General features: G+C 74.5%; 23 protein-coding genes. 11 read left to right on the plus strand and 12 right to left on the minus strand.

Features of this window, described 5'->3' with window-relative positions; all coding sequences use genetic code 11:
* Positions 1-47: 47 nt before the first annotated feature.
* The 3 genes from rimO to J3473_RS09505 all read left to right on the plus strand — a co-directional run bounded on the left by rimO (position 48) and on the right by J3473_RS09505 (position 2,714).
* Positions 48-1,463 (plus strand): 30S ribosomal protein S12 methylthiotransferase RimO, encoded by a 1,416-nt coding sequence (rimO, locus tag J3473_RS09495; RefSeq protein WP_207022872.1) that lies wholly within the window; start codon positions 48-50, stop codon positions 1,461-1,463.
* Positions 1,460-2,203: a CDP-diacylglycerol--glycerol-3-phosphate 3-phosphatidyltransferase gene (gene pgsA, locus J3473_RS09500; RefSeq protein ID WP_242525792.1), complete on the plus strand. Its 744-nt coding sequence runs from the start codon at positions 1,460-1,462 to the stop codon at positions 2,201-2,203. Before rimO ends, pgsA begins: the two co-directional genes overlap by 4 nt.
* A gap of 202 nt (positions 2,204-2,405) precedes the next feature.
* The gene (locus J3473_RS09505; RefSeq protein WP_030527327.1) at positions 2,406-2,714 is read left to right on the plus strand and encodes a helix-turn-helix domain-containing protein; all 309 of its coding nucleotides are present in this window, start codon (positions 2,406-2,408) and stop codon (positions 2,712-2,714) included.
* Between the two features lie 280 nt (positions 2,715-2,994).
* Here J3473_RS09505 and J3473_RS09510 read toward each other — a convergent pair whose 3' ends face one another.
* On the minus strand, positions 2,995-3,870 hold the full coding sequence (locus tag J3473_RS09510; protein ID WP_207022873.1) for a DNA-formamidopyrimidine glycosylase family protein: 876 nt from the start codon (positions 3,868-3,870) through the stop codon (positions 2,995-2,997).
* A gap of 6 nt (positions 3,871-3,876) precedes the next feature.
* The gene (locus J3473_RS09515; RefSeq protein ID WP_207022874.1) at positions 3,877-8,580 is read right to left on the minus strand and encodes an ATP-dependent helicase; all 4,704 of its coding nucleotides are present in this window, start codon (positions 8,578-8,580) and stop codon (positions 3,877-3,879) included.
* Between the two features lie 151 nt (positions 8,581-8,731).
* Between J3473_RS09515 and J3473_RS09520 the strand changes: the two genes are divergently transcribed.
* On the plus strand, positions 8,732-10,099 hold the full coding sequence (locus J3473_RS09520) for a hypothetical protein (protein ID WP_207022875.1): 1,368 nt from the start codon (positions 8,732-8,734) through the stop codon (positions 10,097-10,099).
* Between the two features lie 37 nt (positions 10,100-10,136).
* Here the strand turns inward: J3473_RS09520 and J3473_RS09525 are convergent, their stop codons facing one another.
* The 4 genes from J3473_RS09525 to J3473_RS09540 form a co-directional block, all read right to left on the minus strand.
* Positions 10,137-10,610, minus strand: coding sequence for a GNAT family N-acetyltransferase (locus J3473_RS09525; protein ID WP_207022876.1), 474 nt, complete (start codon positions 10,608-10,610; stop codon positions 10,137-10,139).
* A 4-nt stretch (positions 10,611-10,614) separates the two neighbouring features.
* Positions 10,615-11,244, minus strand: coding sequence for a dihydrofolate reductase family protein (locus tag J3473_RS09530; RefSeq protein ID WP_207022877.1), 630 nt, complete (start codon positions 11,242-11,244; stop codon positions 10,615-10,617).
* 70 nt (positions 11,245-11,314) lie between these two features.
* Positions 11,315-12,340, minus strand: a complete 1,026-nt coding sequence (locus J3473_RS09535) for an agmatine/peptidylarginine deiminase (RefSeq protein WP_207023033.1) — start codon at positions 12,338-12,340, stop codon at positions 11,315-11,317.
* A 14-nt stretch (positions 12,341-12,354) separates the two neighbouring features.
* The gene (locus J3473_RS09540) at positions 12,355-13,326 is read right to left on the minus strand and encodes a nitrilase-related carbon-nitrogen hydrolase (protein ID WP_030527320.1); all 972 of its coding nucleotides are present in this window, start codon (positions 13,324-13,326) and stop codon (positions 12,355-12,357) included.
* A gap of 69 nt (positions 13,327-13,395) precedes the next feature.
* Between J3473_RS09540 and J3473_RS09545 the strand changes: the two genes are divergently transcribed.
* On the plus strand, positions 13,396-13,620 hold the full coding sequence (locus J3473_RS09545) for a DUF3046 domain-containing protein (RefSeq protein ID WP_030527319.1): 225 nt from the start codon (positions 13,396-13,398) through the stop codon (positions 13,618-13,620).
* Between the two features lie 9 nt (positions 13,621-13,629).
* Here the strand turns inward: J3473_RS09545 and J3473_RS09550 are convergent, their stop codons facing one another.
* From J3473_RS09550 to J3473_RS09565, 4 genes are all read right to left on the minus strand, one after another.
* On the minus strand, positions 13,630-14,613 hold the full coding sequence (locus tag J3473_RS09550) for an NBR1-Ig-like domain-containing protein (protein ID WP_207022878.1): 984 nt from the start codon (positions 14,611-14,613) through the stop codon (positions 13,630-13,632).
* 151 nt (positions 14,614-14,764) lie between these two features.
* Complete coding sequence (locus tag J3473_RS19505) at positions 14,765-15,694, minus strand: SpoIID/LytB domain-containing protein (RefSeq protein WP_242525793.1); 930 nt, start codon at positions 15,692-15,694, stop codon at positions 14,765-14,767.
* The gene (locus J3473_RS09560; RefSeq protein ID WP_207022879.1) at positions 15,691-16,557 is read right to left on the minus strand and encodes a peptidoglycan DD-metalloendopeptidase family protein; all 867 of its coding nucleotides are present in this window, start codon (positions 16,555-16,557) and stop codon (positions 15,691-15,693) included. The genes J3473_RS19505 and J3473_RS09560 overlap by 4 nt, the downstream gene beginning before the upstream one ends.
* A 76-nt stretch (positions 16,558-16,633) precedes the next feature.
* The gene (locus J3473_RS09565; RefSeq protein ID WP_242525794.1) at positions 16,634-17,467 is read right to left on the minus strand and encodes a peptidoglycan-binding protein; all 834 of its coding nucleotides are present in this window, start codon (positions 17,465-17,467) and stop codon (positions 16,634-16,636) included.
* 220 nt (positions 17,468-17,687) lie between these two features.
* On the opposite strand from J3473_RS09565, the gene J3473_RS09570 reads away from it, so the two are divergent.
* The 6 genes from J3473_RS09570 (at position 17,688) to J3473_RS09595 (ending at position 23,387) form a co-directional block, all read left to right on the plus strand.
* Complete coding sequence (locus tag J3473_RS09570; RefSeq protein WP_242525795.1) at positions 17,688-18,617, plus strand: ABC transporter ATP-binding protein; 930 nt, start codon at positions 17,688-17,690, stop codon at positions 18,615-18,617.
* Positions 18,617-19,471 (plus strand): ABC transporter permease, encoded by an 855-nt coding sequence (locus J3473_RS09575; RefSeq protein ID WP_207022881.1) that lies wholly within the window; start codon positions 18,617-18,619, stop codon positions 19,469-19,471. The genes J3473_RS09570 and J3473_RS09575 overlap by 1 nt, the downstream gene beginning before the upstream one ends.
* Positions 19,468-20,283, plus strand: a complete 816-nt coding sequence (locus tag J3473_RS09580; RefSeq protein WP_030529243.1) for an ABC transporter permease — start codon at positions 19,468-19,470, stop codon at positions 20,281-20,283. The genes J3473_RS09575 and J3473_RS09580 overlap by 4 nt, the downstream gene beginning before the upstream one ends.
* Before the next feature lie 40 nt (positions 20,284-20,323).
* Positions 20,324-21,265 carry a homocysteine S-methyltransferase family protein gene (locus J3473_RS09585; RefSeq protein ID WP_207022882.1) on the plus strand — a complete coding sequence of 314 codons (942 nt, stop codon included), beginning with the start codon at positions 20,324-20,326 and terminating at the stop codon, positions 21,263-21,265.
* Positions 21,266-21,525: 260 nt separating this feature from the next.
* The gene (recA, locus tag J3473_RS09590; protein ID WP_030529245.1) at positions 21,526-22,584 is read left to right on the plus strand and encodes a recombinase RecA; all 1,059 of its coding nucleotides are present in this window, start codon (positions 21,526-21,528) and stop codon (positions 22,582-22,584) included.
* An 11-nt stretch (positions 22,585-22,595) separates the two neighbouring features.
* A complete protein-coding gene (locus J3473_RS09595) occupies positions 22,596-23,387 on the plus strand; it encodes a regulatory protein RecX (protein WP_207022883.1) in 792 nt (263 codons plus the stop codon).
* 22 nt (positions 23,388-23,409) lie between these two features.
* Here the strand turns inward: J3473_RS09595 and J3473_RS09600 are convergent, their stop codons facing one another.
* Both J3473_RS09600 and J3473_RS09605 read right to left on the minus strand, forming a co-directional pair.
* The gene (locus J3473_RS09600; protein WP_207022884.1) at positions 23,410-23,820 is read right to left on the minus strand and encodes a YccF domain-containing protein; all 411 of its coding nucleotides are present in this window, start codon (positions 23,818-23,820) and stop codon (positions 23,410-23,412) included.
* A gap of 79 nt (positions 23,821-23,899) precedes the next feature.
* Positions 23,900-24,361, minus strand: coding sequence for an N-acetyltransferase (locus J3473_RS09605; protein WP_207022885.1), 462 nt, complete (start codon positions 24,359-24,361; stop codon positions 23,900-23,902).
* Positions 24,362-24,387: the final 26 nt, after the last annotated feature.

Consider the following 24,387-nt stretch of genomic DNA (forward strand, 5'->3'; position numbering starts at 1 on the left):
TACCGGGGGTGCCCGAGGGGCCGACCCGGCGCAACTAGAGTGGCGGCATGACGACCAGTGCGACCCGCGGCAGCGTCGCGCTCGTGACCCTCGGCTGTACCCGCAACGAGGTCGACTCGGAGGAGCTCGCCGGCCGGCTCGCGGCCGACGGGTGGACCCTCGTCGACGACGCCGCCGACGCCGATGTCGCCCTCGTCAACACGTGCGGCTTCGTCGAGCAGGCGAAGAAGGACTCCATCGACACCCTCCTCGAGGCGGCCGACCTCAAGGAGACCGGGCGCACCCGGGCCGTCGTCGCCGTCGGGTGCCTCGCCGAGCGCTACGGGCGCACCCTCGCCGACGAGCTGCCGGACGCCGACGCGGTGCTCGGGTTCGACTCCTACGCCGACATGTCGACCCACCTCCAGGGCATCCTCGCCGGTAGCCGCCCCCAGTCCCACGTCCCGACCGACCGCCGTCGCCTGCTGCCGCTCTCGCCGGTCGAGCGCCCTGCGGCGTCCGACAGCGTGGCGCTGCCCGGGCACGACGCCGAGGTCGTCCGCTCGCGCCTCGGGTCGGCCCCGTGGGCGCCGCTGAAGATCGCGAGCGGCTGCGACCGTCGCTGCGCCTTCTGCGCCATCCCGATGTTCCGCGGCTCGTTCGTGTCGCGCCGGCCCACCGACGTCCTCGCCGAGGCGCGCTGGCTCGCCGGGCAGGGCGTGCGCGAGCTGTTCCTCGTCAGCGAGAACTCGACGTCGTACGGCAAGGACCTCGGCGACCTCACGCTGTTGGAGTCGATCCTCCCCGAGCTCACGGTCATCGACGGCGTCGAGCGCGTCCGCGTCTCCTACCTCCAGCCGGCCGAGGTGCGCCCCGGCCTGCTCGAGACGATGGCCGCGACGCCCGGCGTCTCGCCCTGGTACGACCTGTCCTTCCAGCACGCCTCGACCCCGCTGCTGCGCCGGATGCGCCGCTTCGGCGGCACCGAGCCCTTCCTCGGGCTGCTCGAGGGCGTGCGCGCCCGTCAGCCGCTCGCCGGCGCCCGCAGCAACGTCATCGTCGGGTTCCCGGGCGAGACCGAGGCCGACGTCGAGGAGCTCGAGCGGTTCCTCACCGCGGCCCGGCTCGACGTCGTCGGCGTGTTCGGCTACTCGGACGAGGACGGCACCGAGGGCGAGACCCTCGACGGCCACCTGCCGCAGGACGTCGTCGCCGAGCGGGTCGAGCGCGTCTCCGCCCTCGTCGAGGAGCTGACCGCGCAGCGCGCCCTCGAGCGCGTCGGGGAGCCCGTCACCGTCCTCGTCGAGGAGCACGACGAGGACGACGACCTGGTCGTCGTCGGCCGGGCCGACCACCAGGGGCCGGACGTCGACGGGGTGTGCCACGTGCGGATGACCGACGGTGCGCTGCCCGCCGTCGGGTCCTTCGTCGAGGGCGTCGTCGTGGGGGCGGAGGGAGTCGACCTGCTGGTGGAGCCGCGATGAGCGAACCCACCCCCCGCCCGCCACGCCCCGTGCGGCCCGGGCCGCTCGCCGACGGGCGGATGAGCGACCCGTACCGCGTCGGCATCGACCCCGCGAGCCCGGTCGTGCCCGAGACCGGCCCGAGCGCGTGGAACATCGCCAACTACCTCACGGTGCTGCGCCTCGCCCTCGTCCCGGTCTTCGGCTGGCTGCTGCTCACGCACGGCGGCGAGGACCCGGCCTACCGCTGGGCGGCCTTCGGGGTCTTCGCGGTCGCGATGATCACCGACCGCATCGACGGCGACCTCGCGCGCAGCCGCGGCCTCGTGACGAACTTCGGCAAGGTCGTCGACCCGATCGCCGACAAGGCGCTCGTGACGATGGCCCTCGTCGGCCTCTCGAGCGTCGGCGAGGTCATGTGGTGGGTCACCGTGCTCGTCCTCGTGCGCGAGTGGGGCATCACCGCGATCCGCTTCTGGGTCATCCGGCACGGCGTCATGGCCGCGGGGCGCGGCGGCAAGGTCAAGACGCTGCTGCAGACCTTCGGCATCGGGTTCTTCCTCTGGCCGCGCTCGACGCTGCCCTTCAGCGGTTTCTGGGACGCCTTGTCGTGGACCCTGCTCGGGGCCGCCGTCGTCGTCACCGTCGTCACCGGGGTCGACTACCTCGTCCAGGCCCTGCGGCTGCGGCGCACGAGCGAGCGGGCAGTGCGCAAGCGCGCCGAGCGCGCGGCGCGACGGTCCGGGGGAGCCTCGCGGTGACCCCGGCGGGGGCGGCGCGCCCGGCGGGAACAGCCGTGGGGGAGCGCGCGTTCTCCGAGGACCGGCCGCGGGCCCGGGCCACGAGCCTCACGGCTCGGCTCGTCCACGAGGTCGGGACCGTCCGGAACCTCCCTGCCGACGAGGCCCCGGCGCGGTACCGTAGGGCGACCACCGACGAGCCGACGTCCCGAGAGGAGGCACCGTGATCCTGCTCCGCCACGAGCTGGGCGAGGTGCTCCGCGAGGTGCGCACCGCGCAGAAGCGCACGCTGCGCGACGTCGCCAAGTCCTCGGCGGTCTCGCTCGGCTACCTCAGCGAGATCGAGCGCGGCACCAAGGAGGCCTCCTCCGAGCTGCTCGCCTCGGTCTGCGACGGCCTCGGGATGACCCTCTCCGAGCTGCTCTCCCTCGTGCGCGACCGCGTCGCCCACGTCGAGACGATGACCGCCCCGGTCACCCTGCCCGTCGCGCCGGCCATCGCCGCCGACGAGGTCTCCGCCTCCGCGGCCTGAGCCCCGGTCCCAAACTCACCCTGCCGCCCCGACCTCGCTGCGCCGAGGTGTCATGGCACCCCGGCACGGCGAGCTGGCACCGGCACTGCGGGATCACCCCGGCGCGGCGAGGGGTCACCGGCACCGCGACCGCGCCCCGGCAGGGCGCGACACAGGGGAACGTCCACGAGACCCCGGCTCCGAGCCGGGGTCTCGTGGACTTTTCGGGGTGACCCCGAAAAGTGGAGGCGGCGGGGGCTCGTGGGGCGGCGGGGCTCGTGGGGTGGTGGAGGCTTGTGGGTCAGGGGGTGCGGCGGCGGTAGGCGCCGCGGGGGCCCGGGGTGCTGCCGAGGGGGCGCTGGGGACGGCCGTCGTCGGTGGGGGCCAGACCGCCCTGGCACGTCGGGCACGAGAAGATCGTCCGCTCCCGAGGAGGCACGCCGGCCATCGCGACGCGCACGGTGCTGCCGCAGCGGCGGCAGGGTCGGCCCGAGCGGGCGTGGACGTAGGCCTCCTCGCCGGCCCGTTGGATGCCGGTGCTGCCCTGCCACCCGGTCCGCTCGGCCGCCGCCATGAGCCGGTGCAGCCGGGCGAGCATCCGGTCGAGCCGGTCGGGGTCGGCCTCGGCGGCCGGCTGCCACGGGAACAGCCGCTCGATGAAGAGCAGCTCGCTGGCCCAGAAGGTCCCGACCCCGGCGAGGGTGCGCTGGTCGAGGAGCGCCTCGACGAGCGTGCGCGGATGGGCGAGCACGTGGTCGCGGGCGAGGTCGGGGTCCCAGTCGGGGCCGAGGACGTCCGGGCCGAGGTGACCGACGAGGTCGGACTCGCGCGCCGTCGGCACGAGGTCGAGCATCCCGAGGCGCAGCCCGAAGCCGGACCACTCGTCGGTGAGCACGGCGGCGCGCAGGTCCTGCCGACGCAGCGTGCGCTCGGTGCGCGGGCCGGGGTGCTCGACGCGCCACTGGCCCTCCATCCGCAGGTGCGTGTGGAGGGTCGAGCCGGTGTCGAAGCGCTGGAGGACGTGCTTGCCGCGGGCCACGACCTCGAGCGTGGTCGCCCCGCGCAGGTCGACGTCCGGGACCGAGGGCCAGCGCAGCTCGGCGTGCGTCACGACGCGGCCGGCGAGGGCGCGGTGCAGCCGGTCGGCCGTCCGGTGGACGGTGTCACCCTCGGGCATCGACGATCACCGCCGCATCCGCAGACCGCGGGGGGTGAGGTGGAACCCGGCGGCCTCGAGCGCCGAGACGACGGGGTGGTCGGAGCCGAGGAGCTGCCCGCCGTCGGCCTTCTCGACGGTGATCCGGCCGAGGTGGCCCCGCCGGACGGCGTCGGCCAGGGCCGAGGCGGCGAGGGCGAGGACGGCCGGGTCGTCGGCGAAGGTGAGCAGCGTCTTGCCGCCGCGCTCGACGTAGAGCGCGAGGACGCCGTCGACGAGGACGACGACCGCCCCGGCCTTGCGCCCCGGCTGGTGCCGGCGCCGCTTGTCCTCGCCCTCGCCGTCGGACGGCTCGGCGACCCGGTCCGGCCACGGCAGGGCCGCGCCGTAGGGGTTGGCCGGGTCGCTCGCCGCGAGGACGACCGTCGTGGGATCGCCCCGCTTCTCGCCGCCCGCCGGACCGGTGCCGGCGCGGAGCCGGTCGACCGCGCCCGAGGTGCCGAACTGCGACGCGCCGAGCCCCTCGACGAAGTAGCCGCGCCGCACGCGGCCGCTCTCCTCGGCCTTGCCGAGCACCCGGTAGACGCCGGCGAAGCCGCCGGGGACCTCCTCGGCGGCCACCGCGCCGCGGGTGACGATGCCGTGCCGGTCGAGCAGCAGCTCGGCGGTCGCGAGCGCGCGCAGCGTCGGGTCGGCGTCGGCCGGCGGCAGCAGCGCCCACCGACCGGTCACCCGGGCGGGGCCGGAGCGCGCCGGGAAGGCCGGCCGCGACGGGGCGGACCCCAGCGCCCCGAGCGGACCACGGCGGCTGCCGTACCGGGTGCGACGCGGCGCGGGCGTGCTGCGCTTGTGCGCCGTCCGGCCGCCCGCGAGCACGGCGCGCACGGGGGCGAAGGTGTCGCCGGTGACGCGGCCGGACCAGACGAGGTCCCAGAGGGTCGTGGCGAGCGCCTCGTCGTCGGTGCTGCCGACCTGGTCGGAGAGGCCCCGGAAGAAGTGGGCGCCGCCACCGGCGAGGAGGTCGAGGACGGCGATGCCCTGCTCGGTCGGCACCCGCTCCGGGTCCGGGCCGGGCAGCGTGAGGTGCGCGGAGTCGGCGAGGTGCAGCGACACCCAGCCGTCGTCGCCGGGGAGGGAGCCGTGGCCGCACCACAGCACCTCGCCCCCGGCCATCAGCTCGTCGAGCAGGGCCGGGGTGTAGTCGGCGACGCGGGCGGGCAGGACGAGCGACTCGACGGCGCTCGCGGGCAGGACCGCACCGCTCAGCTGCTCGACGGCCCGCAGGACGCCGTCGCGCCCACGCAGTCGCCCACCGATGCCCTGCCACTCGCCGAGGAAGCGCCCGAAGGCGTCGGGCGTGACCGGCTCGACCTCGGCGCGCAGCGCCGCGAGCGAGCGCCGGCGGAGCATCCGCAGGACCTCGGCGTCGCAGAACTCGGTGGAGCCGCCGCCGGTCGGCAAGAGCTCGCCCTCGACGACGCGCCCCGAGGAGACGAGCCGGGCGAGGGTCTGCGCGGCCACGGCGACCCCGATGCCGTAGGCCCGGGCGACCTCGGAGGCGTGGAAGGGCGCGTGGGTGCGGGCGTAGCGCGCGACGAGGTCGCCGAGGGGGTCGGCGACCGGCTCGAGGAAGGTCTGCGGCACACCCGGCGGGAGCGAGGCCCCGAGGGCGTCGCGCAGCCGGGAGGCGTCGTCGATGGCGGCCCAGCGGTCCTCGCCGGCCACGCGCACCGGGATCGCCTGGCGGGCGGCGGCGAGGTCGGCGAGCCAGCCCTCGACGTCGGCGCCGGTCACGCCCTCGCGACAGCGCTGGAGCACGCCGTCGACGGACAGCGGGCCGAGGACGCGCAGCAGGTCGAGGACGTCGTCACCGTCGCGGGCGGCGCGCTCGGGCGTCAGGCGCTGCAGCTCGGCCTCGGTGCGGGCGACCTGCTCGGCGTCGAGGAGGTCGCGCAGCGCGAGCCCCTCGGAGCCGCCCAGGAGCTCGGCGAGGAGCGAGGGGTCGAGGGCCAGCGCCGCGGCCCGGCGCTCGGCGAGCGGGGTGTCGCCCTCGTAGAGGAACTGCGCGACGTAGCCGAACAGCAGCGATTTCGCGAAGGGCGACGGCGTGCTCGACTCGACCTCGACGACGGTGACCTTGCGGCCGGCGACGTCGCGCATGAGCTCGACGAGCCCGGGCACGTCGAAGACGTCCTGGACGCACTCGCGCACGGCCTCGAGGACGATCGGGAAGGTCGGGAACCGGCTCGCGACCTCGAGGAGCTGCGAGGCACGCTGGCGCTGCTGCCACAGCGGCTGGCGCCGGTCGGGCCGGCGGCGGGGGAGCAGGAGGGCGCGGGCGGCGCACTCGCGGAACCGGCTCGCGAACAGGGCGGAGCCGCCGATCTCGTCGGTGACGATGCCGCGCACGTCGTCGGGGTCGAGGGTCACGAGGTCGAGCAGCTCACGGCCGACGCTGCGCCGGTCGATGCCCTCGACGTCGTCGAACTCGAGGTCGGGCAGCCGCAGGACGATGCCGTCGTCGCCGTGCATCGCCTGCACGTCGACGCCGAAGCGGTCGCGCATCCGCGCCGACAGGGCGAGCGCCCACGGGGCGTGCACCTGCGCGCCGAAGGGTGAGTGCACGGCGATGCGCCAGTCGCCGAGCTCGTCGCGGAAGCGCTCGACGACGACGGTGCGGTCGTCGGGCACGTGGCCCGTGGCCTCGCGCTGCTCGCGCAGGTAGGTGAGGAGGTTGTCGGCCGCCCACTCGTCGAGCCCGGCCGCCATGACGCGCTCGCGGGCGGCGGTGGGGGAGAGGGCCTCGACCTCGCGGACGAACTCGCCGACCGCGCGGCCGAGCTCGGCGGGGCGCCCGAGGGAGTCGCCCTTCCAGAACGGCAGCCGGCCGGGCAGGCCCGGCGCCGGTGTGACGAGCACGCGGTCGTGGGTGATGTCCTCGATCCGCCAGGTGCTCGTGCCGAGCGTGAAGAGGTCACCGACCCGTGACTCGTAGACCATCTCCTCGTCGAGCTCGCCGACCCGCCGGCCCGGCCCCTCACCCGTCGCGAGGAAGACGGCGTAGAGCCCGCGGTCGGGGATGGTGCCGCCGGAGGTGACGGCGAGCCGCTGCGCGCCACGGCGGCCGGTCAGCGTGTCGGACAACCGGTCCCAGGTGATGCGGGCGCGCAGCTCGGCGAAGTCCTCGCTGGGGTAGCGACCCGCGAGCATGTCGAGGACGGACTCGAGCACCGGGCGGGTCAGTGTCGCGTAGGGCGCGGAGCGACGGGCCAGCGCGAGCACGTCGTCGACCGTCCACTCGTCGAGCGCGCACATCGCGACGACCTGCTGGGCGAGCACGTCGAGGGGCGTCTGCGGCACGTGGAGCGCCTCGATGCTGCCCGAGAGCATCCGTTCGACGACGACGGCGGTCTGCACGAGGTCGCCGCGGAACTTCGGGAAGAGCACGCCGCGGGAGACGGCGCCGACCTGGTGGCCGGCGCGCCCGACGCGCTGCAGCCCGGAGGCGACCGACGGCGGCGACTCGACCTGCACGACGAGGTCGACGGCGCCCATGTCGATGCCGAGCTCGAGGCTGCTCGTGGCGACGACCGCGGGCAGGCGGCCGGACTTCAGCTCCTCCTCGATCTGGCCGCGCTGCTCCTTGCTGACCGAGCCGTGGTGCGCGCGCGCGAGCACCGGTGCGGCGCCGGCGGACTGACCGGACTGGGCCATCACCTGCGCCGGCGCGGCCTTGAGGACCGCCGGCCGCGGCGTCGCGCCCTCCGCCCCCACCTCGTCGGCGCCGTCGGCCGCCTCGACGCGCTCCTCCCAGATCTCGTTGAGCCGCGTCGTCAGCCGCTCGGCCAGGCGCCGGCTGTTGGAGAAGACGAGGGTCGAGGTGTGGTCGGCGACGAGGTCGACGATCCGCTCCTCGACGTGCGGCCAGATGCTCGCGCGCTGCTCCTGCCCGGAGGCCGCGCCCGCGAGGTCGCCGGTCGGCTGCCCGAGCTCGCTCATGTCGGGGACCGGCACGACGACCTTGAGGTCCCACTCCTTGGTCGACGGCGGCTGGACGATGTCGACGGGGCGTCCGCCGGCGAGGTAGCGCGCCACCTCCTCGACCGGACGCACCGTGGCGGACAGGCCGATGCGCTGCGCCGGCCGCTCGAGCAGCCCGTCGAGGCGCTCCAGCGAGAGGGCGAGGTGCGCGCCGCGCTTGGTGCCGGCGAGGGCGTGGACCTCGTCGAGGACGACCGTCTCCACCCCGGCCAGCGCCTCGCGCGCGGCGGAGGTCAGGAGCAGGAAGAGCGACTCGGGCGTCGTGATGAGCACGTCGGACGGGGTGCGGGCGAAGGCGCGCCGCTCGTCGGCCGGGGTGTCGCCGGAGCGCACCGCCACCGTGATGTCCGGTTCCGGCAGCCCGAGCCGGGTCGCCGCGTGCCGGATGCCGACGAGCGGGCTGCGCAGGTTGCGCTCGACGTCGACGGCGAGCGCCTTCATCGGGGAGACGTAGAGGACCCGACACCGCTTGAGCCGCTCCTCGGGCACCGGCTCCGAGGCGAGGCGGTCGAGCGCCCAGAGGAACGCCGAGAGCGTCTTGCCGGAGCCGGTGGGCGCGACGACGAGCGCGTGGTGCCCGCTGCTCACCGCCTGCCAGGCGCCCGCCTGCGCCGCCGTGGGCGCGCTGAAGCTCCCGCGGAACCAGGCGGCGGTGGCGGGGGAGAAGCGGTCGAGGACGTCGGCAGGCATGTGCTCCACACCCTCTCACCCGGCACCGACACGAGGGCGGCCCCGAGGCGTCCACGACCCTGCGCCGTGGACGGATTCTCCGGAACGGATGCCGGGTCGCACCCCGCGGCGTACGATCCCGCGCATCGGACACATCTGCTCGAGGGGACCCATGCGACGCCTTGCCGCCATCCTGCCTGCCGCCATCCTGATGGCCCTCGGGGTCAGCACCGGACCCGCCGAGGCGGTGGCCCCCGTCCCGGCGGCCAGCGCCGTCGCGGGCCCGACGGGGGCCTACACGCCGCTCAAGCCGGCCCGCCTGCTCGACACCCGCAAGAAGATCGGCGTCACGACGACGACCCCGCTCGGGGCCGGCCGCTACGTCGACCTCCAGGTGAGCACGCGTGGTGGCGTGCCCACGAGCGGGACGTCGTCGGTGATCCTCAACGTCACCGTCGTCTCGCCGAGCAGCGAGGGCTACGTGACGATCTACCCGACCGGCTCCAGCCGGCCGACCGCCTCGTCGGTCAACTTCAACAAGGGGTGGACGGGGGCCAACCTCGTCACGGTCAAGCTCGGCAGCGGGGGCAAGGTCCGGGTCTTCAACTACGCGGGCAACGCGCACGTCGTCGCCGACGTCGTCGGGTACTACCACGCGAGCACGAGCACCGCCACGAAGTCGTACGGCGGCTACGCGGGCGTGGACCCCTCGCGCATCCTCGACACCCGCACGACGAACGACCCGCTGCCGGCCGGCTACTACCTGAGCACCGGCGCCGACTTCACGACGGCCGTCAACCCGCACGTCCGGGCCTTCGCGGTCAACGTGACGGTCGTCAAGCCGACCTCCGCGGGCTACCTCACCGCCTGGAACGGTGACGAGAACGCCATCCCGGGCACCTCCACGCTCAACTTCACGAAGGGCAAGACCGTGCCCAACATGGCCGTGGTGCCGACGCGGGCCTGCGGCACCGAGTGCACCGACGCCACCACCCCCGTCATCGGTGTCCTCAACACCTCAGGTGGCAGCGCCCACGTCGTCGTCGACCTCGTCGGGATCTACGACGACAACACCCTCGACGGGACGTGGCGCTACCGCGCGCTCCCGGGCCCGACGCGCATCGTCAACACCAAGACCGGTCAGGGCATCTCCTCGGCCATCCCGTCCAACGGCACCCGCACGGTCACCACGCCGTCGTCGATCACGACCACGGACACGATGGCGCTCGTCACGAACACGACCGCGAACAAGCCCACGACGACCACGGTCCTCACGCTCTGGAACGCCGACTACACGCGGCCGACGGTGAGCAACCTCAACCCCGCCGCGGGCCAGCTGGTGTCGAACATGACGTTCACCGACATCGGCACCGACTACGACTTCTCGGTGCACAACCGCGTCGGGTCGACCAACCTCGTCATCGACGTGGCGGGCACGATGGAGGCCGCCCCGGCACCGGCGCTGGCGAAGAGTGCCGCGAAGGTCGCGGCGCCGCGGCTCGCCCCGCAGGGCGTGCAGCTGGCGGCCCGCCACCGCTGAGCCCGAGGTCCTGCGCCTCGACGGCCCGGCCCCCGGGTCAGCCGTCGAGGCGCAGGACCAGCTCGGCGACCTCCGCCCGGCGGCCGGCGGCCCAGCCCGCGTCCTGGCCGACGACGCGGAAGCCGTTGCGCTCCAGCACGCTGCGTGACGCGACGTTGTCGGCGGCCACCCGCCCGTGGACCGGCCGCTGCAGCTCCTCCGCGAGGAGCAGCCGCAGCGCCTCCGACGCGATGCCCTCGCCCCAGCGCGCGGGGTCGACCCAGGAGGTGACCTCGCGCTCGCCCTCGACGGTGAACGCGGCCACGGTGCCCACGAGCACGCCGTCGCGCTCGATGGCCCGGTGCCGGACGGCGGGGTCGGCCCGGACGCGGTGCTGGTGCGCGTCGAAGGCGGCCCGGTCGTCCGGGTCCTCACGGGTGAACGCGGCCATCCGCACGGCCGGCGGGTCGCGCTGCCACGCGAAGAGGGCGTCGTGGTCCTCGTCCCGCACCGGCCGGAGCGTCGTGCCCACGACGTCAGTCCCGACGGTCCAGCAGCAGGTGCACCACGCCGCTCGGCGAGGCGACCACCTCGATGGCGTACGTGTCCTCGAGCGACTCGAGCCCGTCCCAGAGCCGCACCCCGCGCCCGAGGAGGATCGGGACCTGGACGACGTGCGCGTGGTCGACGAGCCCGGCCGCCAGGAAGTCCCGGACCACCGTCGCCCCACCGCCCACCCGCACGTCGAGCCCGCCGGCGGCCTCCCGGGCGACCTCGAGCGCCTCGGCGACCGGGGCGTCGAGGAAGTGGAAGGTCGTGCCGCCGGCCATCTCGAGCGGGGGGCGCGGCCGGTGGGTCAGGACGAAGGTCGGGGTGTGGAACGGCGGGTCCTCACCCCACCAGCCGCGCCAGTCCGGGTCGTCCTGCCAGCCGGGCGGCCCGAACTTGTGCGAGCCCATGATCTCGGCGCCGATGCCGACCGAGTGCTGCTGCGCGAGGGCGTCGTCGACGCCGGACGAGCCGTCCGGCCCCCAGAAGCGGGTCGCGAACATCCACGTGTGGAGGCGCTGCCCGGCGTGGCCGAACGGCGCCTCGAGCGACTGCGGCTCCCCGGAGCCGAAGCCGTCGAGGGAGACGGCGAAGCTGTGGACGCGGGTGCGGGACATCGGTGGCCTCCTCGGTCGGTGCCCGGCACTCTGGCACGCCGGACCGACAGTCGGCACCCCCGCGGCGTGCTCAGCCCGCCGGCTGCTGCTGCGTGATGCAGTGGATGCCGCCGCCGCGCGCGAACAGCGGGCGCGCGTCGACGCCGACGACCGTGCGGCCCGGGTAGGCCTGCCCGAGCACGCCGAGCGCCTCGTCGTCGCGCGGGTCGTCGAAGGCGCAGGCCACGACGCCGCCGTTGACGACGAGGTGGTTGATGTAGGACCAGTCGACCCAGCCCTCCTCGTCCTCGAGCGTCCGCGGCGCGGGCACCCGGACGACCTCGAGGGTGCGTCCCGCGGCGTCCGTCGACGACGACAGGAGGCCCTCGAGCTCGACCGACACCTCGTGGTCGGGGTGCGCCGGGTCGTCCTGCCAGTGCAGCAGGACCGTCCCGGGCGCGGCGAAGGCCGCGACGATGTCGACGTGGCCGCGGGTGCCGAACTCGTCGTAGTCGCGGGTCAGGCCGCGCGGCAGCCAGACGCAGCGCGTCGCCCCGATCGTGCGCGCCATCTCGGCCTCCACGTCGGCCCGCGACAGCCCGGGGTTGCGGCCGGGGTCGAGCTGCACGGTCTCGGTGAGCAGGACGGTGCCCTCGCCGTCGACGTGCAGGCCGCCTCCCTCGTTGACGAGGTCGGAGCCGACCCGCTCGGCCCCGGCCCGCCCGGCGACGAACGTCCCGATGCGCGCGTCGTGCTCCCAGGTCGCCCACTCCTGCGCACCCCAGCCGTTGAAGACCCAGTCGACCGCGCCGAGCGTGCCGTCGTCGTCGCGGACGAACGTGGGACCGATGTCACGCATCCACGCGTCGTCCAGCGGTGCCTCGAGCAGGTCGACGCGGTAGCGGCCGTGGCGGCCCTCGTCGAGCCAGTGCCGCGCCACGGCGACGGCCGCGGGGTCGACGACGACGGTGACCGGCTCGAAGCGCGACACGGCGAGCGCGACGTCGGCCCACGTCGCGCGGGCCTCGTCGGCGTCGGCGTCCGTCTCTCCGAGCGTGTAGCCCGAGGACGGCCAGGCCATCCACGTGCGCTCGTGCGGGGCCCACTCCGGCGGCATCCGCCAGGCCACGGTCAGCCCTCCCGCCGGTGCTCGGGCCGGATCGGGGCGGCGAGCGGCGCGTAGGAGTCGGGGCGGCGGGTCGCGAGGAAGGGGAAGAGGTCGATCCAGTCCCGGCCCTGGGCGAGGTCGAGGTCGGCGACGAGGACGGCCGCCTCGTCGCGCGGCGCCTGCACGAGGACCCGGCCGTAGGGGTCGGCGATGAACGACGAGCCGTAGAAGGTGATGAGGCCCTCGGTGCCGTAGCGGTTGGGGACGACGACGAAGACGCCGTTGGCGATGGCGTGCCCGACGATGGTGTGCTGCCACAGCGGCTGGGTGTCGAAGTCCGGGTGGTCGGGCTCGGAGCCGATCGCGGTCGGGTAGACGAGGACCTGGGCGCCGGCGAGGCCGTAGGAGCGGGCGACCTCGGGGAACCACTCGTCCCAGCACGTCGGCAGGCCGACGCGCATCCCGCCGACGGCGTCGAGCTCGTAGACGGGGTAGGCGTCCTGCGGCGGGCCGGCGCGGAAGTACTTGTCCTCGTAGTAGCCGGCCGTCACGGGGATGTGGGTCTTGCGGGTACGGCCGACGAGCCTGCCGTCGGGCGCGACGAGGACGGCGGTGTTGAAGCCGAGGCCGTCGTCGGAGCCGTCCGGCGCCGGCGCCTTCTCGTAGAGGCTCGCGTGCACGTGCACGCCCGCGGCGGCCGCGGCCTCCCGGGCGAAGGCCACGGTCGGGCCGTCCTCGAGCGACTCGGCCGTCGCGTCGGGGCGGCCCGTGGGCAGCGTGTCGGCCGGGTAGCGAGAGAGGGTGAGCTCGGGGAGGAAGACGACCTGCGCCCCGGCGTCGGCGGCGGTGCGGACGCCGTCGAGGAGCGTGGCGCGCAGCCGGTCGGCGTCCTCGTCCCAGGCGTGCTGGACCAGCCCCACCCGGACGGGCGGCTGCGAGGGCTCGTGGACACGGGCGAGCGAGGGGAGGACCCCGTCGGCGGTGATGAGGCGCATGGCGCCAGTATGCCGTCGCGGGACGGGCCGCCCGCACCGGCCGCGGGACGCGCCGCCTACGATCGGCGGATGCGTCACTCGAGGTTCTGGGAGCTCATGGCCGAGGAGTTCGGCGAGGGCTACGCGCGCTCGCTCGCGAACAACCAGCACCTCACCGCGCTGGGGGGCCGCACCGCGCAGCAGGCCCTCGACGCGGGCGAGGCGCCGCGCGCCGTCTGGGCGGCCCTCACCGCGCAGATGGACGTGCCCGTCGAGCGGCGGCACGGCCGCGAGGTCCCCCCGCCGCGCTCCTGAGCCGGGACGTCAGCGCACGACCAGCTGGTAGGTGACGGGGCGGCTGCCCGGGAAGGCGACGGCGCCCTCGGCGTCGGTCAGCTTGAACCGCCCGATGCAGAAGGTGCCGGCGGCCGGTGCGGTGACCGCGGTCGCCACCTCGACGACGGCACCGGGCGCGGTGTCGGGCACCGGGACGTGCGTGATGGTCTGGCAGTCGTCCGGCCCGGCTGGACCACCGACGCGCTGCAGCCGGTAGCCGACCCACGGCCGGGTGCCGGCGTTCTTCAGCCGCCAGACCTTGGTCGTCGTGCTGCGAGGCGCGACGACCGAGCAGTCCGGGAGCGTCGCGTCCCCGACGAAGACCGCGAGGTCACCGGGGTGCGCCGGCTCCGCGGCGGGTGGGTTGGGCTGCTGGACCGGGCAGCGCGCCGGGGTCGGCAATGGCGCCGCGAGTCCGCCGGACCCGAGGGCGGCGGCCCGCTCGACACCGGCTCCGGTCATCCCGTCCGGGCTCGTCATCGACGACACGGCGGCGGCGACGAGCGCCACGGCGGCCGCGGTGCCTGCCAGGGTGAGCGCCCGCCGGGCCGCGCCGGGGGCGGCCGGCTCGGGTGGGTCGGTCTCCGGGACGTCGGGGTCCGTCGTCGGGACGCTCGCGGGCGCCACCGCCGGGACGACGAGCGGCCCGGCGTCCGCCGAGGGCTGCGCCGCGCCCGGAGCCGGCCGGTCCTGCCCCGGGCAGGTGGGCGCGACGACGCGGTGGGCCGCGTCCCACGCGGTGCGTGTCGCCCCGAGATCGGCGTCGCAGGCACGGACGTACTCGCGCACCGTCTCCCACGTCGGGAGCCGGTGGCCCCGCGCGGCCTCGTGCAGCGTCGTGTGCGAGATGGCCCGCGAGCGCGCGGCCATCGCCCGGTAGGACGGGGTGCCGGCCGCCTCGCGCACCGCGCGCAGGTGCTCGGCGAAGGCGCTGACGGCCGCGCTGCGCGCGGCCCGGTCGGCGTCGGTCACGATGGCTCTCCCCTCGTCCCGGTGGCGTCGGTGCGCCGAGGCCGAGGCTACCGACGCGTGGCGAGACTGCCACCCGGGGAGCGAGGAGGTCGATGGGGAGGCCTCCCCACCGCTCGTGCGGTGGGGAGGCCTCCGGTCCGGGCGGGCCCGGTCAGGACAGGGTGATCCCGCGGTAGTAGGACGTGAGGATGGCGCGGTAGCCCTTGCCGGCGTTCGCCATGTCGCGGGAGCCGTTCTGCGACAGCCAGTCACCGGTCACCCACGCGGAGCACGCCGTGGAGGTGGCGCAGTAGTGGGCTCGCAGCACGGACCCGTCGCGGGTCATCCGCACCGACCACGTGCGGTCGACCGCGGCGCTCGTCGAGGCGACGGAGGACCCCGGGCGGTAGACCTGGTCGCCGGTGTCGTCCCGGACGTCGTAGCACGCACCGGACGGGGTCTTCCGGGTCGAGTGCAGCGCCCAGTACCAGGCGTAGCTCTTGACGGCGGTGGCGCCGGCGTCGAGCGAGGCCGAGGGCCAGGAGCTGACCCACTCGTTGGGCAGGACGTTCTTGACGTAGGTCTTGAAGTCCACCCGGTCGACCCGTCCGAGCGAGGTGCGGTACACGAGGATCGTCGAGGGCAGCCTCGTGTTGGTGCCGTCCGTCGTGCAGCTCCCCCCGGCCCCGCCGTCGCCGATGCGGTGGGAGGCGTTGTTGTTCTTGAGGGTGGCGTTGAGGTTGGCCTTGGCGCCGTCGGCGAAGGTCTGGGAGGCGCCGGCGTAGCTGCTGTTGTAGTAGACGGTGACGCTCTTGCCGGTGCGGTTCCAGACGGAGGCGGCCTCGTTCTTGACGCAGAGCCCGTGGCCGGCCTTGGTGCCCTTGAAGTCGTAGCAGGAGGGCTGGGTGGTGCCGTAGTCGGCGATCGAGGTGGTGAAGTCGCTGACGGCGCCGGCGTTGTCGCTGTTGTAGAAGAGGCAGAACTCTCCGGTGTCGCAGACGCCGTCGCGGGAGGCCGCCTGGGCGGGGGTCGCCACGACACCCGTCGCGACGACCACCGCCCCGGCGACCGCGGCCCAGCGGGCGCGGGTCAGGGCGCTCACGGGCAGGACTGCTTGCGCTGGAGGGTCGTCGTGTTGTTCGGGTACGCCGGGCTGCCGTCCTTGAAGGTGGCCTTGACGACGGTCCCGTTGAGGCGCTGTTCGTAGTGCAGGTGCGGGCCGGTGGACCCGCCGGTGCTGCCGACGCGGCCGATCATCGTCTTCGCGGTGACGCTCTGCCCGACCGAGACGTCCTGCGAGCTGAGGTGGGCGTAGTAGGTCTTGTAGCCGCCGGCGTGCGAGATGACGATGTACCGGCCGTACGAGGTGTTGCCGAGGTTGGCCACGGTCGTCACGGTGCCCGGCGCGGACGCGTACACCTTCCAGCCGAGGTCGTCGGGGTAGTGGTTGAAGTCGACCGCGAGCGACGGGCTGTGGTTGCTGCGGGTCTGGCCCTCCCAGCTCTCGCCGCAGGGGAAGGGCAGGAGGAACCCGGACGACGAGCCGCCGCTGCCGATGCGGTGGGAGGCGTTGTTGTTCTTGAGGGTGGCGTTGAGGTTGGCCTTGGCGCCGTCGGCGAAGGTCTGGGAGGCGCCGGCGTAGCTGCTGTTGTAGTAGACGGTGACGCTCTTGCCGGTGCGGTTCCAGACGGAGGCGGCCTCGTTCTTGACGCAGAGCCCGTGGCCGGCCTTGGTGCCCTTGAAGTCGTAGCAGGAGGGCTGGGTGGTGCCGTAGTCGGCGATCGAGGTGGTGAAGTCGCTGACGGCGCCGGCGTTGTCGCTGTTGTAGAAGAGGCAGAACTCGCCGGTGTCGCAGACGCCGTCCCGGGCCGCGGCCTGGGCGGGGGCGCTCGCGGCGACGAACGCCGTCGTCGCGGTGAGGGCGGCCGCGGCGCTCGCCGCGACCTTCTTGAGGGTGGTGCTCATCACGTCCTCCTGACGTGGGGGTGGACGGGCGCCGCGGTCGCGGCAGCCCGGATCGGGGGAGCGGGTCCCCCGGGGGTCACGACGGTCGCTGGTACTCCTCCCAGGTGCGGATGGTGACGCGGGGCCCGTCGTCGGGGACGCGGTTCGCGAGGCCGTTGCGGCCGAGGTGGTAGTCGCCGACCTGGTGCTGGGCGGCGCTCGAGAGGTCGGTGTCGCTCATCGCGACGGCGTGCACGTGCCAGGGCCAGTCGCCCTGGGCGGGCGAGCGCAGCCAGGCGGCGAAGCCGACCTCGCGCAGCGCGCGGACGACGCTCGTGCGGGCGGCCGAGCCGAGGGCCTCGGCGTCGAGGTCGAGGGTGCCGCCGCCGTCGTGGGTGCCGGCCGACGTCGGGTCGCCGCCGGGGTTGTAGGAGCCCTGCTCGACGACGAGGGTGCGCCCGGCGCGCGCCTCGGCCGCTCGCAGCATCGAGCGGGTCCTCGTGTTCACCGTGACGCCGCGGAAGGCGACCTTCGAGCCGGGGGTGAGCGGCCGGACGACGGTCCACCGGCCGTCGCCGAGGCGGGTGAGCGACGTGCGCCCGGGCAGGCCGTTGGCCGCGAGCCCGGTGTACCCGAGCGAGCGCTGCCAGGCCGCGTACGCCGAGACCGTCAGGGTGCCGAAGTGGCCGTCGACGTAGGCGGGGTCGAGGAGGCCGCGGTCGGCGAGGGCGCGCTCGACGAGCCGCACGCTCGGGCCGGCGCCGGTCGTCAGGGCGCTGTCCGGACGGCGCGGGTCGACCTGGGCGGCGAGGACGACGGCCTCCATGTCGACGCTTCCGGCGGCCGCGGCGCTCGGGGCGCCGAGGGCGAGACCGAGCGGGGCGACGACCGCGCCGGCCAGGGCGGCGCGGCGGGTGGGACGGTGGGGCACGGGGTCCTCCTGCGGGGCGGGGTGGTGCGGTGCCGCCACGCTGGTCGTCCGGCGCGGCGTCCGCGCGCCGGCGGTGTCCCCGGACGGTCTGACACGCCGTGTCAGGCCCCTGACCTGCGCTGACACCATCCCTGTCAGGAGCCCGGCCGTCCCCGTCCCGGCCGACGAGGACCGAAATCCGGTGCGCGGTCGTCGGAGGGCTCGGCTAGCGTCACCCCTCGTGACCGACGACGTGCTGCTGCGGGCCCGGGGCCTCACCAAGAGCTTCGGCGACTTCACGGCCGTCGACGGCATCGACGTGCAGGTGCTGCGCGGGGAGGCCTTCGGGTTCCTCGGCCCGAACGGCGCGGGCAAGTCCTCGACGATGAAGATGGTCGGCTGCGTCTCGCCGGTCTCCGGTGGCGAGCTGCGCATCCTCGGGATGGACCCCGCCGCCGACGGCGCCGCCATCCGCGCCCGGCTCGGGGTCTGCCCCCAGCAGGACATGCTCGACGAGGACCTCTCGGTCGAGGAGAACCTCTGGGTCTACGGGCGCTTCTTCGGCCTCTCCCGCAAGGAGGTCCGCGCGCGCACCGACGAGCTCCTCGACTTCGCCCAGCTGACCGAGCGCCGTCACGACCGCGTCGAGCCGCTGTCCGGTGGGATGAAGCGTCGGCTCACCATCGCGCGGGCGCTCGTCAACGACCCCGAGGTCCTCCTGCTCGACGAGCCGACGACCGGCCTGGACCCGCAGGCCCGGCACGTCCTCTGGGACCGCCTCTACCGGCTCAAGCGCGAGGGCGTCACGCTCATCATCACGACGCACTACATGGACGAGGCCGAGCAGCTGTGCGACCGGCTCGTCGTCATGGACCGCGGCCGGATCGTCGCCGAGGGCAGCCCGCGCGAGCTCATCGACACCTACTCCACGCGCGAGGTCGTCGAGCTGCGCTTCCCGGTCGACGAGCAGGAGCGGCACGTCGACGCCGCCCGCGCCGTGGCCGAACGGGTCGAGGAGCTGCCCGACCGCCTGCTCGCCTACACCGCCGACGGCGACGAGACCCTGGCCCGGCTCCACGAGCGCGGCGTCCGACCGCTGTCCTCGCTCGTGCGCCGCTCGACGCTCGAGGACGTCTTCCTCCACCTCACCGGTCGCTCGCTGGTCGACTGATGTCCGCGCCCACCGTCCCCGGACCCGCCGTCGCCGACGCCCCGAGCGGGCGCCTCGGCCCGGGCCCGCGCCGCCCCACGAGCCGCGGCGAGCGGCTCGGCGCGGTGATGGCCCACCACCTGTACGTCTACCGGCGCACGTGGAAGGGCTCGGTCATCGGGCGCTTCGTCTCGCCGCTGTTCTTCCTGCTCTCGATGGGTCTCGGCCTCGGCGCCCTCGTCGACGCCCGCGCCGGCGGGGTCGAGGGCCTGCCGTACCTGCGCTACGTCGTCCCCGGCATCGTCGCGATGCAGGCGATGATGCTCGCGTTCGGCGACTCGACCTACGCCGTCATGGGCTACATCAAGTGGAACCGGATGTACTCCGCGATGCTCTCGACGCCGCTGCGGGTCGGGGAGGTCCTCTGGGGGCACCTGCTCGTCGTCGCGCTCCAGCTCGGCGTCGCGACGGCCATCTTCCTGCTCGTCGCCGCGCCCTTCGGGGCGTTCGGGTCCTGGTGGGTGCTGCTCGCCGTCCCGGTCGCGGTCCTCACCGGGATGGCGTTCTCCGTCCCCACGTTCGCGCTCGCGGCGTGGCTCGAGAACGACAACGGCTTCAGCATCCTCTTCCGCTTCGTCATGACCCCGTTGATGTTGTTCTCCGGCACCTTCTTCCCCGTCGACCAGCTGCCGGGGTGGATGCAGCCGCTCGCGTGGGTCACGCCGCTCTGGCACGGGGTCGAGCTCTCGCGCGACGCGTCCGAGGGGGTCTGGCCCGGCTGGGCCGGGGTCGGGCACCTCGGCGTGCTCGCCCTCTACGTGGGAGTCGGCGCCGTGCTGGCCCACCGCTCCTTCACCCGCAGGCTGCTGTCGTGAGCGCCGGCACGCTCGCGCGCGCGGCGCGGGCCGTCCCCGCCCCGGCCGGCATCGGCCTGGCGCGGTACGTCCTCATGCGCAACGTCACGGCGTTCCGGCGCGCGTGGCTGCTGCTGCTCAGCGGGTTCGTCGAGCCGGTGTTCTACCTGTTCTCCATCGGGGTCGGCCTCGGGGCGCTGGTGCGCACGGTCACCACCGACTCCGGCACGGTCGTGCCCTACGCCGAGTTCATCGCGCCCGCGCTGCTCGCGGCGTCGGCGATGAACGGGGCGATCGCCGACAGCACGTACAACGTGTTCTTCAAGCTGCGCTACCAGAAGCTCTACGACGCGATGCTCGCGACGCCGCTCTCCCCGCGCGACATCGCGGTCGGCGAGATCCTCTGGTCGCTCTCGCGCGGGGCCCTCTACTCGGCGATGTTCCTCGTCGTCGCGTGGGTGGCCGGGCTCGTGCACTCGTGGTGGGCGCTGCTCGCCGTCCCGGCCGCGGTGCTCGTCGGGCTGGCCTTCGGGGCGGTCGGGATGTTCGCGACGACCTTCATGAGCTCGTGGCAGCACTTCGACTACGTCACGCTCGCGGTGCAGCCGATGTTCCTCTTCTCGGCGACGTTCTTCCCGCTCTCGACCTACCCGGACGCCGTGCAGTGGCTCGTCGGGCTGACCCCGCTCTACCACGGGGTCGCGCTCGAGCGCGGGCTGATGCTGGGGGAGGTGTCGTGGGGCCTGCTGTGGCACGTCGGCTACCTCGTCGTCCTCGGGGCCCTCGGGGTCTGGGGCACGGCCCGACGCATCGCGACCCTGCTGCTCACCTGAGCCATTCCCCCAGGGCGCGCGGCGGAGGACACTGCGGGGGATGGAGACCACCACCGGGTCCCTCGCGGCCCTGCACGACCCCGCGCTCCGAGGCTTCGTCACCGACGGCGGCCTCGAGACCGACCTGATCTTCCACCACGGCGTGGACCTCCCGGAGTTCGCCGCCTTCCCCCTCGTCGAGGACCCGACCGGACGTGAGCTGCTCGGGCGGTACTACGACGGGTACGCCGCCGTGGCGGCCGCCGCCGGGGCCGGGCTGCTGCTCGAGTCCCCGACCTGGCGGGCCAACCCCGACTGGGCGGCGCGGGTCGGCTACGACGTCGACGCGATGGTGCGCGCCAACGTCGCGGCCATCGACCTGCTGCGGGGGCTCGCGGCGGGCTACGACGTGCCGGCCGTCCTCGTCGTGGGCCAGCTGGGCCCCCGGGGCGACGGCTACGTGGCGGGGGAGGCGCCGGACCCGGAGGAGGCCCGCGCCTACCACGCACCCCAGGTCCGGGCCTTCGCAGACGCGGGCGCCGACCTCGTCTCGGCGCTCACCCTGACCACCCCCGCCGAGGGCATCGGGGTGGTCCTCGCGGCCCGCGAGGCGGGCCTGCCCGTCTCGGTCGGTTTCACCGTCGAGACCGACGGGCGCCTGCCCGACGGGAGCACGCTCGCCGACGCCGTGCGGGCGGTCGACGAGGCCGCCGCGCCGGACCACTACATGGTCAACTGCGCCCACCCGACGCACGTCCTGCCGGCGCTCGACGAGGGGGAGTGGGTGCGGCGGCTGCTCGGCACCCGGGTCAACGCCTCGACGATGAGCCACGCCGAGCTCGACGAGGCGGAGGAGCTCGACGACGGTGACCCGGACCGGCTCGCGGCGGACCAGATGCACGTGAGCCGTCGGCTCCCGGCGATGCGGGTGCTCGGCGGGTGCTGCGGCACCGACGTCCGGCACGTCGCGGCGATGTGGGGCGTCCCCGCACCGACCGGCTGAGGCCGGAGCCCGGTCCGGCGTGTCGTGGGCGTGTCCTGCGGGCGTCGAACACGTGTTCGCCTATGCTCGTCCACAGGTGGTGACCCCGGCAGCACTCGTCCACAGGTCCTACGGCGACCCGTGACCGGTGTCGGTGCCTCCACCTAGCGTCTGACCCAGACCTCGCGACGAGACCGACGGCGGGGGCCAGGTCGCCGGGAGGCGCGCTCGATGACGACACGAAGGACTGGTGTGACATGGCTGGATCCCGCGGAAGCGTGATGCCCAACCCGGTGGCCGCGGCCAACGGCAACGAGAAGGACAAGGCCATCGCCTCGGTGATGGCCCAGATCGAGAAGCAGCACGGCAAGGGTGCGGTCATGCGCCTCGGCGACGACGTCCGTCCGCCGATCGCCGTCATCCCCACCGGCTCGATCTCGCTCGACGTCGCGCTCGGCATCGGGGGCCTGCCCCGGGGCCGCGTGGTCGAGATCTACGGCCCGGAGTCCTCCGGTAAGACGACGGTCGCGCTGCACGCGGTCGCCAACGCGCAGAAGGCCGGCGGCATCGCGGCGTTCATCGACGCCGAGCACGCGCTCGACCCCGAGTACGCCAAGAAGCTCGGCGTCGACACCGACGCGCTGCTGGTCTCCCAGCCCGACACCGGTGAGCAGGCGCTCGAGATCGCCGACATGCTCATCCGCTCGGGTGCGCTCGACATCATCGTCATCGACTCCGTCGCGGCGCTCGTGCCCCGGGCCGAGATCGAGGGCGAGATGGGCGACAGCCACGTCGGCCTCCAGGCCCGCCTCATGTCGCAGGCGCTGCGCAAGATCACCGGTGCGCTCAACACCACCGGCACGACGGCGATCTTCATCAACCAGCTGCGCGAGAAGATCGGCGTCATGTTCGGCTCGCCCGAGACGACGACCGGTGGCAAGGCGCTCAAGTTCTACGCGTCGGTCCGCCTCGACGTCCGCCGCATCGAGACCCTCAAGGACGGCACCGACCCGGTCGGCAACCGCACCCGCTGCAAGGTCGTCAAGAACAAGGTCAGCCCGCCGTTCAAGCAGGCCGAGTTCGACATCCTCTACGGGCAGGGCATCTCCCGCGAGGGTGGCCTCATCGACATGGGCGTCGAGCACGGCTTCGTCCGCAAGGCCGGCGCTTGGTACACGTACGACGGCGACCAGCTCGGGCAGGGGAAGGAGAACGCCCGCGCGTTCCTCAAGGACAACCCGGAGCTCTCCGACGAGCTCGAGCGCAAGATCAAGGAGAAGCTCGGGGTCGGGGTCAAGCCCGAGCTCGAGGCCGTGCCGGACGTGCCGGTCGACTTCTGAGGTCGACGCCGATGGCGTTCAGCGACGGATCGGCCCCGCCGCCCGAGTGGGCGGTGGGGCCGTCCCCGTCCCTCGACGACCTCCGCGCGCTCCTCGAGGGCGGCGGCGACCCGGTGACCACCGGGTCGCCGGGGTCCTCGGGGGGAGCGTGGACCCCGCCGGGGGGCGACGACGCGCGCGAGGAGGGCAGCGGGGAGGTGCGCGGTGGGCCGCGCGGGCGCGGTGCCCGGTCCCGGGGTCGCCGGGCCGAGGGGCGCGGGGGCCGGGCCGGCTCCCGGCCCGCCGACCCCGAGGCCGACCCGCGGACGCGGGGCAGCGAGCCGGACCCGCACGACTGGGCCCGGCAGATCGTGCTGCGCCAGCTGACGGCGGCGCCGCGCAGCCGCCACCAGCTCGAGGACGTGCTCCGGCGCAAGGACTGCCCCGACGACGTCGCGGCGGCCGTCCTCGACCGGATGGAGGAGGTCGGCCTCGTCGACGACGACGCCTACGCCGGGATGCTCGTGCGCTCCCAGCAGGCGGGGCGCGGCCTGGCCCGGCGCGCGCTGCGGCAGGAGCTGCGGCGCAAGGGGGTCGACGACGACACCGCCGCGGCGGCCCTCGCCCAGGTCGACCCGCACGACGAGGAGGACCGGGCACGCGCCCTCGTCGCGAAGAAGATGCGCACGATGCACGGCCTCGAGCCGCACGTCCAGACCCGACGCCTCGCCGGGATGCTCGCGCGCAAGGGCTACGACGCCGAGATGACCATGCGCCTCGTGCGCGAGGCGGTCCGCGAGGCGCCCGAGCACCGGCGGGACTGACCCGCGCTGATCCGTCCGGGGCTCAGAGCGAGTGCAGTGGGCGCCGGCCGGGCGGCAGGGCGTCCGTCGGCACGATGTCCTTGCCGTAGGGCACGAGCGAGATCGGCAGCATCTTGAGGTTGGCGATCGCCAGCGGGATGCCGATGATCGTCACCGCCTGCGCGACGGCGGTCATCAGGTGGCCGAGCGCCAGCCACCAGCCGGCGAGCACGATCCACACGACGTTGAGCAGCACGGACCCCGTCCCGGCGCCGGGCTTCTCGACCACCGCGCGGCCGAACGGCCACAGGGCGTAGCTGGCCATCCGGAAGGACGCGACGCCCAGGGGGAACGTCACGACGAGGACGCAGAGCACGACCCCGGCCACGGCGTAGCCGAGGGCCAGCCAGAAGCCCCCGAACACGAACCAGATGATGTTGAGCAGCGTGCGCACGCGTGTCCTCTCGTCGGTACCGGGTGCAACGGGCGCAGTGGCCGGAGCGTTCCGTCGGCCGCGCCGACGGTCGTCCGCGTCAGGCGCCGGCCGGCCTACGGGCGACGACCTCGTCGTCGTCGACCTCTCCGGTCTCGACGAAGCCGAGCGAGCGGTACAGCGCCGCCGCGCGGGTGTTGGCCGGCTCGTAGGAGAGCGCGAAGCCGGCGGCTCCGGCCTCGTCCGTCCAGGTCTCGAGGGCGGTGACCACCATCGCGCGACCGAGGCCACGGCCCTGGTGCGCGGCGTCCACGAGGATGCCACCCAGCCAGAGGCTCCCGTCCTCGTCGTCCACCCCGCGCATGAGGAGGCCGACGACGTCGTCGTCGACCGTGGCCGCGTACGCGGTCCACACCCCGCCGTAGGCGCAGAGAGCGAGGTAGTGCAGCGGCGTCGCCACGAACCGCTCCTGGTCCGGCGCGACGGCGAGCGCCGCCACGGCACGCCAGGTCGTGGCGTCGACGGGGGAGAGGCGCACGGAGGGTGTGGGGGAGGTCGTCACCCCGGCAGGCTAGGGCCGGGTGGCGC

This window comes from Phycicoccus sp. DTK01, from assembly GCF_017312765.1.
Lineage (GTDB): Bacteria > Actinomycetota > Actinomycetes > Actinomycetales > Dermatophilaceae > Phycicoccus > Phycicoccus jejuensis.